Source organism: Pseudomonas alkylphenolica, assembly GCF_004025535.1.
In the GTDB taxonomy this organism is placed as follows: Bacteria; Pseudomonadota; Gammaproteobacteria; order Pseudomonadales; family Pseudomonadaceae; genus Aquipseudomonas; species Aquipseudomonas alkylphenolica_A.
The window spans coordinates 187,567-197,489 of record NZ_QJRG01000049.1 but is presented as its reverse complement, the minus strand read 5'-3'; the positions used below and the strand labels follow the sequence as shown (position 1 = coordinate 197,489).

Genomic DNA, 9,923 nt, shown 5'->3' with positions numbered 1-9,923 from the left:
CCCCCCACCCCACCTACCCTAGCGCCCTCGAACTCGGCGTACCCAGGCCCCTGAAGCGGCCCGTGCGCCGTTGCTCACCGCCAGCCGCCACTCGCCGATCCCGCCCAGGTGCTTATCGGCGGCGCAGTTCAGGACCCTTCCATGCCCCGACTTGACCGGCGCAGGCCTCTGCCGTCGCGCCTACGCCTTGCTTCGCTGTCGCCCTTGTTTGGCGGCTTGCTGATCCTGGTACCGATCACTCCCGCTCTCGCCGATACACCTGCCTCGTTGTTCCAGGCCGGCTTCATGCGCCAGCCGCCCGGTCAGGCCGCCGACGCCGGTGCGCTGGCGCTACAGAGCCTGGCCGCCCACACGCCATTGACGGCCGGGCGCTATCGCGTCGCCCTGCTGGTCAACCTCACCCCCTTCGAAGAACGCGAACTGGAGTTCCATGACGGATCCGATGGCAGAGGCCTGCAAGCCTGCCTGACCAGCGATTTGTTGCGCGCCTTGAACCTGCGCGAGCAGGCACTGGAAACGCCCCTGCCCGATGACGATCGTTGTGTCGACCTGGCAGCACTGATCCCGCAGGCCCGAGTCGACTTCGACCCCTCGCAGTTGCGCCTGTCGCTGTCGATCCCACAGATCGCCCTGCGCCAGGACCGCTCGGGCAACGCCCCGGAGGTGCGCTGGGACACCGGTATCAACGCCGCGTTCATCAACTACCAGGCATCGGCCCAACACAGCCGCCGCCGCGACGGGCGCAACGAAAGCAGCCAGGACCTCTACCTGAGCAGCGGCATCAACCTCGGGGCCTGGCGCCTGCGCAGCCACCAGGCGCTGCGCGAAAACCTGGACGGCGAGCGCCGCTGGAGTCGCACCGACACCTATGCCCAACGCGACCTGCCTGGCCTGCGGGCGAACCTTACGCTGGGTGAAACCTTTACTGGCGGCGATGTGTTTCGCAGCTTTGCATTTTCCGGTGTGCGCGTGGCTTCCGACCAAGACATGCTCTCCGATGCCATGCAGCAATATGCCCCGGTGATCCGCGGTGTAGCCCAGACCCGGGCGAAGATCGAAGTGCTGCGCAACGGTTTTGCGATCTACTCCACGTACGTCGCCCCCGGCGCCTATGTAATCGACGACCTCAGTGTCGGCTCCGGGCACGGTGAGCTCGAGGTGGTGGTCACCGAGAGTGATGGCCAGGTCAGCCGCTTCATCCAGCCCTATTCATCGCTGGGCAGCCTGTTGCGTGAAGGGGTGTGGCGCTACACCACCACCGCCGGCCGTTACAACGGCGCCGAGCACCTCGATAAGCCACAGTTCTGGCAAGGTACCCTGGCCCGCGGCGGCACCTGGGACACCACGCTGTATGGCGGCCTGCTTGCCAGTGACTACTACCGCGCCGGCGTGCTGGGGATGGCCCGCGACTTCGGTAGCCTCGGGGCGCTGTCGCTGGATGTCACCGACGCCAACACTGACCTGAGCGGCACCCTGGGCCAGGTGCAAGGGCAAAGCTTTGCCTTGCGCTACGGTAAAAGCTTCCAGACCCGCACCAGCCTGCGCTTCGCCGGTTACCGCTATTCCACCGAGGGCTACCGCGACTTTTACGAAGCGGTGCAGCAACGCAACGCCGCCGCACGCTTTGCCGGCAGCCGGCGCAGCCGCCTTGAGGCGTCGGCGTACCAGAATGTCGGCCAGCGCAGCTCGCTGAGCCTGACCCTGTCGCAGGAAGACTACTGGCGCAGCAACTACCAGCGCCGCCAGTACCAGCTGCAGTACAACACACGCCTGGGTGAGCTGGGGGTCAACCTGTTCGCCTCGCAATCGCTGAGCGCCCGCCATACCGACAACCGCCTGTTCGGGCTGAGCCTGAGCCTGCCGCTGGACTTTGGCCGCCCGCATACCGCCACCTTCGACCTGCAGCGCTCTAACGGCCAATACAGCGAGCGCGCCAGCCTACAGGGCGGCATGCTGGACGATCGCCTCAGCTACCATGCCTCTCTGAGCAGCGACCAGAACAACCGCAAGAACGGTGGCTTGTCGCTCGCCTATCAGGGCAGCAAGGGCAGCTATGGCGCGGGTTACAGCGAAGCCAGCGACTACCGTAGCCTGTCGCTGAACGCCAGCGGCTCGGTACTGGCCCATGCCGACGGAATCGCCCTGGGCAGTTACCTGGGCGAAACCACGGCGCTCGTCCACGTGCCCGACGTCGCCGACGTCGGTGTGCAAAACGCCTCCTCGGCACGCACCGATGCCAAGGGCTATCTACTGATTCCGCACCTGCGCCCGTACCGGAGCAATTCACTGGTACTGGACACCGACCAATTGTCGCCCGAAGTGATCATCGACAATGCCACCCAGCAAGTGGTGCCGCGCCGGGGCGCGGTGGTCAAAGCCAGTTTCGATGCACGTCAGGTAGTGCGCATGGTGCTCACCCTGCAGCAGCCCGACGGCCGCCCGCTGCCGTTCGGCGCCCAGGTCAGCGACGCTCAAGGCCAGGCACTGGGGGTGGTCGGCCAAGCCGGGCAAACCCTGGTGGCAACTGACGAACCCGGCTTGCAACACCTGCACGTGCGCTGGTCCGACAGCGACATTCAGCGCTGCCAGGTAACCCTGAATGCGCAAACCATGCCGCTGAACAACGGCTATCGCATGCAGACGCTTGACTGCCTGCCCGACGACGCCGACCCGGCCCATGCCAACGACCCACAGGAACACGCCTTATGATCTCGCCCCGCCGCCGCTACATGCACCCGCTCGCCCTGGCCTGCTGCATCCTGGCGCTCTGGCTGGCATCCACCAGCGCGCAGGCCCGATGTACCTGGGGCAGCGGCAGCCCGACCTCCATGACCTTCCAACGCGAGATGGGCACATTCTGGGTTCCGCGCGACGCGCCAGTCGGCGCGCTCATCGGCAAGGCCAGTCTGTACGCCTCGAATGACCAGGGGGCAAACCTGACCTGCTTTTATGACCCCGTCACCCCGGTGACAGCCACGCTGCCTAACTCTGCCCCGCTGTTCGCCGGCAGCCTGCCGCCCGTCGGAGGCAAGCCGGTGGATGGCCGGGTGATGGAAACCAACATCAAGGGCGTAGGCGTGTTCATCGATCTCATGTACCCCTACGATGGCTCCGCCAGCAACACCTTCACCCCCGACAACGGCACTGCCATTCCCTACTCCGGGGTCATGACCCCGGACACAGCGATCGGCATGCCCCTAGGCGCCATCTATGGTGAGGCCATGTTCATCAAGATCGGCGACATCGACCCAGGCCCGCAACGGATTGATCAGGAGGTGCTCCATGGCTTTATTCATGACCTGGGCAACGTCATGGCTTACCGGGTCAAGGCAACGGTCAATCGCGCACAGTGCACCTTGAAAGCCGATGCCGTGAGTGCCGACCCTGTGCTACTGGGTGATTACCAGGTCGATGACTTCAAGGGCGTCGGCACGCATACCCCCGCCGTCCCCTTCCATATCACCCTTAACGACTGTATAGACAGCAGTGCCCCAGGTGCCAAGCGTGCGGACGTGTACATTTTTCTCGACGGCGTCAAAGGCTCTATGCCTATCGAGCCCGAACAGGGATTGTTCAGCCTGACCACAGCATCGGAAGCCAGCGGCATCGGCATTCAGATTCTGCGCAGCGACGACTCGCCGATGCCTTTGCGGTCGGACCAATTGATGAAGGAACTGGATGTCGGCCTGACCCGCCTAGACTTTCGCGCACGCTTCGTACAGACCGACCCGAAGGTGACGCCGGGCGTGGCTGAAGGCGCGCTGAACTTTACCGTCAGCTATCGTTGAGCAGCCCATGCCCCTGGTTCAGGGGCTTTGCCAAAAGCGTTGCGCCAAGGCAAAAAAATCGGGACGAAAAAAAAGGGACCATAGGTCCCTTTTTCGTCTTACGTTTGGAGCGGGAAACGAGACTCGAACTCGCGACCCCGACCTTGGCAAGGTCGTGCTCTACCAACTGAGCTATTCCCGCATTGTGCAGCTTTACCGCTAATCGGCGTGAAGCGCCTTTACGACCTTCACCACCCTGTACCGTCATGAACGCCACAGTTTTAAACTGGAGCGGGAAACGAGACTCGAACTCGCGACCCCGACCTTGGCAAGGTCGTGCTCTACCAACTGAGCTATTCCCGCAAATGGCGTCCCCTAGGGGACTCGAACCCCTGTTACCGCCGTGAAAGGGCGGTGTCCTAGGCCACTAGACGAAGGGGACACACAACGCTTTGCAGCGCACCAGGTTTCCTTTCGAAAAATCCTGGATTTCTTTTTCCAGCCCCGCCGTTAAGCGTTGCCGTGGAAACTGGAGCGGGAAACGAGACTCGAACTCGCGACCCCGACCTTGGCAAGGTCGTGCTCTACCAACTGAGCTATTCCCGCAATGGCGTCCCCTAGGGGACTCGAACCCCTGTTACCGCCGTGAAAGGGCGGTGTCCTAGGCCACTAGACGAAGGGGACACACTACAACATTCACTCCCTGCCGCGTTCCGCTGTGTGCTTTACGCTGCAAGTGGCGCGCATTCTATGGATGCTTTGAGAAGCCGTCAACCCCTGTCGATAAATTTATTTAAATCAATGACTTCCCGGCGTTCATCGCAGCATAGTGGCGTTTTGTGCGCCTGCGCCTTGACGTTTATTTTTTGACGACTCCAAACAGCTCTATCCGCCCCAAAGCTAAGCCACTACACTCAAACGGTAAATCATCTTGCATGAGGCGTTAACGGTGACACCACTTATGATCACCCTGCTTATAGTAGCGGGGATCGCGTTACTGATCGTGATCGGCTACCTCAATAATGTGGTCGAGAACAACAAGCTTGAGCGTGCCCGGCTGAAGATCGAGCTGGCTGATCGCTTGCGGCGCTGTGGCGAGATCACCGAAACCTTCCCCGGCCAGCTGATGACGCCGGCGTTGAAGCTGCTGCTCACCCGCCTCGAGCTGAACCTCAACCAACGCCAGCTGGCACTGGATAAAAACAGCCGCGAGATTCGCGCCCGCATTGCCGAGCTCGAAGGCCTGATCGCCCAGGGCGAAGCCCTGCCGGTCAACAACCCGCCCGCTCCGATCCAGACCGAGGCCCGGGCCAAGGACGTGCGCTTTCTATTGGAAGGCATGCACAACCAGATCACCCGCGCCGCCCAGGAAGGTTTCTTGCCCACCAACGAGGCCAAGTACTGGGTCAAGGAAATCCGCCACATCCTGGTGTTGTTGCACATCGAGTTTTTCAACAACCTCGGCCAGCAAGCGTTGCAGCAAAGCCAACCCGGGCATGCGCGCCTCGCGTTCGAGCGGGGTGTTCAGTACCTGCGCAAGCAACCGGACCCGGCGCTGTACCGCGAGCAACTCGAGTACCTGGAAAAACTCCTGGCCCGCGCCAATGCCCAAGTGTTGAGCCAGCTGGAGCCGGCAGAAGATGAAGTCAATGCCCTGACCGAAGGCCTGAAGACCGACGGTAGCGAAGACTGGAAAAAGAAAGTCATTTACGACTGATGCTGCAATCTGCGTAGGAGCGGATTCACCGGACGCCGGACCGCCGCGATGGACTGCGCAGCAGTCCCATTTTAGGGCCGCTTCGCGACCCAGCGCGGATAAATCCGCTCCTACGCGATGGAGTGCACGGGGCTGACGATGCTACCTGTCAGCAATCGGTCAAACGCAAGAAGATCTCGGCCAACTGCTCCAGCCCTGCCTGATCCGCTTCAGAAAAGCGCGCCAGTTTCGGGCTATCCAGATCCAGCACGCCAATCAATCGCCCTTCCTTGACCAGCGGTATCACCAGCTCACTGTTCGATGCGCTGTCACAGGCGATATGCCCCGGGAACGCATGCACGTCCTCGACCCGCTGGGTCTGGCGACTGGCCGCGGCCGCGCCGCACACCCCTCGCCCGAACGGAATCCGCACACAGGCAACCTGCCCCTGGAACGGCCCAAGCACCAACTCTTCATTACGGTTGAGGTAAAACCCCGCCCAGTTCAGGTCATCGACCTGGCTGTAGAGAAACGCCGAAAACTGTGCGGCATTGGCAATAAAGTCGTGCTCGTCGGCAAACAAGGCTTCCAGCTGTGCAGCCAGCAGGCCGTACCCTTCAAGGCCGGCGCCAGAAGCATTCAGGTCAATCATCAATTTTGCTCCAACAGTTGCAGCCCAACCCAGTAACGGGCGAACTGATAGGCACATCGGCCATTACGGTTACCGCGGCCGGTTGCCCAGCGCACGGCGAGAATTTCCAGTGCTTCGTCGCGCTGCCAGGTCAAACCGGCGGCGCTGGCCAACTGGCCAATCCAGTGTTCCACCACATCAAGGAAATGTTCTTGGGTGAAGGGGTAAAACGACAGCCACAGGCCGAAACGGTCGGACAAGGCGATCTTGTCTTCAACGGCTTCGTTGGGGTGCAGCTCACCGTCGACCATCTTCCAGTTTTCATTGTCGCTCTGCTTTTCCGGTACCAGGTGCCGGCGATTGGAAGTGGCGTAAAGCAGCACATTGTCCGGGGCCTGCTCCAGCGAACCATCGAGCACGCTTTTCAGCACCCGGTAATCGCCCTCCCCGGCTTCGAAAGACAAGTCATCGCAGAACAAGACAAAGCGCTGCGGCAGCTTGCTCAGTTGCTCCACCACCCGTGGCAGGTCAGCCAGGTGATCGCGCTCGATTTCAATCAGGCGCAAACCGGCCCCGGCATGCTCGGCCAGCAATGCGCGCACCAGCGACGATTTACCCGTACCTCGCGAGCCCCACAACAAGGCATGGTTTGCCGGCATGCCATCAAGGAACTGGCGGGTGTTGCGTCCCAACTGATCACGCTGGCGGTCAACGCCAATCAGGTCCGACAGGCGCATGTCGAGGCTGACCTCAAGTGGCAACAGGTAGCCACTGCGGCCATCGCGCTGCCAGCGCGCAGCCAGGCACTGCTGCCAGTCAATCGCTGGCCGTGGTGCCGGCAACAAGGGTTCGAGTCGGGCGAGCACGGCTTCGGCGCGCTCCAGAAAGCTGGTCAATCGAGCGTCCACTACGGATCCTCAGGGCTGATTCAAAGACAAATGCACGGCTGAATGTGTGACAGGGCGTGCCAGCAGCCGGGACTGATCGGCTATGCTTGCGCAGCGCACGGAACGTGAAACTGGCTCGGGACTCATGGATATCAAGTTCACCAATCGCCTGTCCTACAAGCAAGCCCGGCTGACGGTCCTGGTCGGCTTCATCCTGGGTACATTGCTCAGTCTCATCCAGATCGGCATCGATTATGCCAGCGAAGACGCCTCCATCAACCGTGAGATGCGTACCCTGCTGCAAATCAGTCACAACCCGGCCTCGCGCATCGCCTATAACATCGACGCCGAGCTGGCCCAGGAACTGACCGGCGGCCTGCTGCAATCACCGGCCATCACCCGCGCGCGCCTGATCGACAACAACGACACGGTACTGGCCGATATGCAGCGCCCGCGCGCAGACAACGACTACCGCGCCATCAGCGACTTTCTGTTCGGTGAAAGCCGAAACTTTCAGGACCCGCTGTTTCTCAGCCACATGCCCGATGAATACCTCGGCACCCTGTACCTGGAAGTCGATACCTTTGCGTTTGGCGGCCGCTTTCTCAAGCGCGCCGAAGTCACCCTGCTAAACGGCTTTATCCGCAGCCTGATCCTTACCGGCATCCTGCTTGCCCTGTTCTATTTCATGCTGACCAAACCGCTGGTGCGCGTAATCAGCGCCCTGGCCAGCCGCGACCCGCGGCAACCGGAGCAGTCGAAGCTGCATTTTCCGCCCGGCCATGAACACGATGAAATCGGTGTGCTGGTCAAAGTCGCCAACCAGCAGTTCGTCAGTATGGCCACGGAAATCCAGCAACGCCGCGCCGCCGAAAACCGCCTGACCGAATACCTCGGCGAGCTGGAGAACATCGTTTCGGCACGCACCGATGAACTCAAGGCCAGCAATACCCGCTTGAGCCAGTCCAATGAAGAGCTTGAGGACGCACGCCGGCGCGCCCTGGACATGGCCCAGGCACGGGCGGCGTTTCTGGCCAACATGAGCCATGAGATCCGCACCCCACTCAATGGCCTGCTGGGGATGATTGCTCTGTCGCTGGACAGTCCGCTCAACGCCGAGCAACGCCAGCAACTGTCCATCGCCCACGACTCGGGCAAGGTGCTGGTGGAGCTGCTCAACGATATTCTCGACCTGTCGAAATTCGACGCCGGTCAGCTGGAGCTAGAGCGCATCCCCTTCGACCTCGGTGCCCTGGTCGAGGACACCGCCAACCTGTTGTCGCAGAACGCTGCGGCCAGCGTCGAACTCACCTGCCTGATAGACCCGGACTTCCCTTCAATGGTGCTGGGCGACCCCACTCGCGTACGGCAGATTGTCAGCAACCTGCTGTCCAATGCGCTGAAATTCACCCGCTTCGGCCGCGTCGATGTGCGCCTGAGTACCTATAAAGGCGGCGTGCGCCTGGATGTCTGCGACACCGGTATCGGCATCGCCCACGAAGCCCAGGCGCGCATCTTCCAGCCCTTTACCCAGGCCGGCGTCGGCATTACCCGGCAATACGGCGGTACTGGCCTGGGGCTGGCTCTGACCAACAACCTCTGCGAGGCCATGCGCGGGCGCCTGAGCATCAGTTCCGAAACGGGCTTTGGCAGCCAGTTCACTGCCGAGCTACCGTTGCTCAGCCACACTGCAGCAGTACCGGCTGAGCGCCTGTACGGCAATATTGCCGTGCTCAGCGACGTCAGCAGCGGCCTCACTGAGTTACTGTCTACCCTGCTCCCCGGCTGGGGGCTGGACGTGCGGCGTTACGACCGCGTTGATCAACTGGTCGCGGCGAATGCCGATCTGGTCATCACCGGCGACCTCGACAGCCTGTTCACCCTTCGCCCCGAAGTTATTGCACCGATCCTGCTCGTGACCGCCTACGGCAACTTTCTGCCGGGCGAACAGGCCGCACACCTAGCCCCGTTGCAGCAACTGGCCCGGCCATTGGCGCGCAACGCGCTGTACCAGATCCTGCGGCGCAGCCTGCACGGTAAAGACCAAAGCGACGCCAATGCCCGAGGCAGCGCCCAGCACAGCCGCCGTGCGCGCATCCTGCTGGTGGAAGACAATCCGGTGAATCAACTGGTCGCCAAGGGCATGCTGAGCAAGCTCGGGTGCGAGGTGGCCATTGCCGCTCATGGCGCCGAAGCCCTGGAGCACCTCGAGCGCGCTGCCTTCGATCTGGTGTTGATGGATTGCAACATGCCGGTCATGAACGGCTATGAGGCCAGCCGGCGCATCCGCCAGAGCGGACGCTGGCCAGACCTGCCGATCGTCGCCCTGACCGCCAACGCCATGCCCGAAGAGCGCGAACGCTGCCGCGCTGCGGGCATGAACGACTACCTGGCCAAACCGTTTCGACGCGAAGAGCTACTGGCCCTGATCGATCATTGGGTGCCGCTGACCACTACCTGAGCAACGCCTCGATCGAGCCGGCCAGTGCATCGGGCTTGGTGCTCGGGGCAAAACGCGTGACCTTGCCGCTTTCGGGATCGACGAGAAACTTGGTGAAGTTCCATTTGACCTTCTGTGAGCCAAACAAGCCGGGGGCACGCTTTTTCAGCTCGACAAACAGCGGATGCGCCGCGTCGCCATTGACCTCGATCTTGGCAAACAGCGGAAAACTGACACCGAAGTTCATTTCGCAGAACTGAGCGATGTCACGGGCGTCGCCTGGCTCCTGCTTGCCAAATTGATTGCACGGAAAGCCCAGCACCACCAGGCCGCGCTCGCGGTAGCGCTGCCAGAGCTGCTCAAGGCCCTTGTACTGCGGGGTAAAGCCGCACTGGCTGGCGGTGTTGACCACCAGCAAGGCTTTGCCGGGGAAGTCTCCCAGCTGCTTGTGCTCACCCTTGAGGGTGACGCAGGGAATGTTCAGCAGTGTGTCGCTCATGGC

At 62.0% G+C, this 9,923-nt stretch carries 7 protein-coding genes and 5 tRNA genes; 4 read left to right on the top strand and 8 right to left on the bottom strand.

From position 1 onward, the window contains the following. Nucleotides 1-141: 141 nt before the first annotated feature. Both DM813_RS24465 and DM813_RS24460 read left to right on the top strand, forming a co-directional pair. Entirely contained in the window at nucleotides 142-2,709 is a 2,568-nt protein-coding gene (locus tag DM813_RS24465) for a fimbria/pilus outer membrane usher protein (protein WP_128325990.1), read from the top strand. Next, a complete protein-coding gene (locus DM813_RS24460; RefSeq protein ID WP_128325989.1) occupies nucleotides 2,706-3,788 on the top strand; it encodes a fimbrial protein in 1,083 nt (360 codons plus the stop codon). The genes DM813_RS24465 and DM813_RS24460 overlap by 4 nt, the downstream gene beginning before the upstream one ends. A gap of 105 nt (nucleotides 3,789-3,893) precedes the next feature. On the opposite strand, the gene DM813_RS24455 is transcribed toward DM813_RS24460, so the two are convergent. The 5 genes from DM813_RS24455 to DM813_RS24435 all read right to left on the bottom strand — a co-directional run bounded on the left by DM813_RS24455 (nucleotide 3,894) and on the right by DM813_RS24435 (nucleotide 4,451). After that, nucleotides 3,894-3,969, bottom strand: a tRNA-Gly gene (locus tag DM813_RS24455). Between the two features lie 85 nt (nucleotides 3,970-4,054). Next, a tRNA-Gly gene (locus tag DM813_RS24450) sits at nucleotides 4,055-4,130 on the bottom strand. 3 nt (nucleotides 4,131-4,133) lie between these two features. Further along, nucleotides 4,134-4,209 (bottom strand) — tRNA-Glu (locus DM813_RS24445). Nucleotides 4,210-4,297: 88 nt separating this feature from the next. After that, nucleotides 4,298-4,373 (bottom strand) — tRNA-Gly (locus tag DM813_RS24440). Nucleotides 4,374-4,375: 2 nt separating this feature from the next. Further along, nucleotides 4,376-4,451, bottom strand: a tRNA-Glu gene (locus DM813_RS24435). A 265-nt stretch (nucleotides 4,452-4,716) separates the two neighbouring features. Between DM813_RS24435 and DM813_RS24430 the strand changes: the two genes are divergently transcribed. Then, on the top strand, nucleotides 4,717-5,484 hold the full coding sequence (locus DM813_RS24430; RefSeq protein WP_128325988.1) for a hypothetical protein: 768 nt from the start codon (nucleotides 4,717-4,719) through the stop codon (nucleotides 5,482-5,484). A 148-nt stretch (nucleotides 5,485-5,632) separates the two neighbouring features. Here the strand turns inward: DM813_RS24430 and DM813_RS24425 are convergent, their stop codons facing one another. Both DM813_RS24425 and DM813_RS24420 read right to left on the bottom strand, forming a co-directional pair. Next, a complete protein-coding gene (locus DM813_RS24425) occupies nucleotides 5,633-6,115 on the bottom strand; it encodes a GAF domain-containing protein (RefSeq protein ID WP_128325987.1) in 483 nt (160 codons plus the stop codon). Beyond that, entirely contained in the window at nucleotides 6,115-7,002 is an 888-nt protein-coding gene (locus DM813_RS24420; RefSeq protein WP_128325986.1) for an ATP-binding protein, read from the bottom strand. The genes DM813_RS24425 and DM813_RS24420 overlap by 1 nt, the downstream gene beginning before the upstream one ends. Before the next feature lie 82 nt (nucleotides 7,003-7,084). Between DM813_RS24420 and DM813_RS24415 the strand changes: the two genes are divergently transcribed. Next, nucleotides 7,085-9,442 (top strand): hybrid sensor histidine kinase/response regulator, encoded by a 2,358-nt coding sequence (locus DM813_RS24415; protein WP_128325985.1) that lies wholly within the window; start codon nucleotides 7,085-7,087, stop codon nucleotides 9,440-9,442. Here DM813_RS24415 and DM813_RS24410 read toward each other — a convergent pair. Next, nucleotides 9,435-9,920, bottom strand: a complete 486-nt coding sequence (locus DM813_RS24410) for a glutathione peroxidase (protein ID WP_128325984.1) — start codon at nucleotides 9,918-9,920, stop codon at nucleotides 9,435-9,437. The genes DM813_RS24415 and DM813_RS24410 overlap by 8 nt on opposite strands. Nucleotides 9,921-9,923: the final 3 nt, after the last annotated feature.

What these genes read in the sequence shown, in the direction of transcription:
- DM813_RS24465 (WP_128325990.1), top strand. Translation starts at nt 142, where the DNA reads ATGCCCCGACTTGACCGGCGCAGGCCTCTGCCGTCGCGCCTACGCCTT.
- DM813_RS24460 (WP_128325989.1), top strand. Translation starts at nt 2,706, where the DNA reads ATGATCTCGCCCCGCCGCCGCTACATGCACCCGCTCGCCCTGGCCTGC.
- DM813_RS24425 (WP_128325987.1), bottom strand. Translation starts at nt 6,115, where the DNA reads ATGATTGACCTGAATGCTTCTGGCGCCGGCCTTGAAGGGTACGGCCTG.
- DM813_RS24415 (WP_128325985.1), top strand. Translation starts at nt 7,085, where the DNA reads ATGCTTGCGCAGCGCACGGAACGTGAAACTGGCTCGGGACTCATGGAT.
- DM813_RS24410 (WP_128325984.1), bottom strand. Translation starts at nt 9,920, where the DNA reads ATGAGCGACACACTGCTGAACATTCCCTGCGTCACCCTCAAGGGTGAG.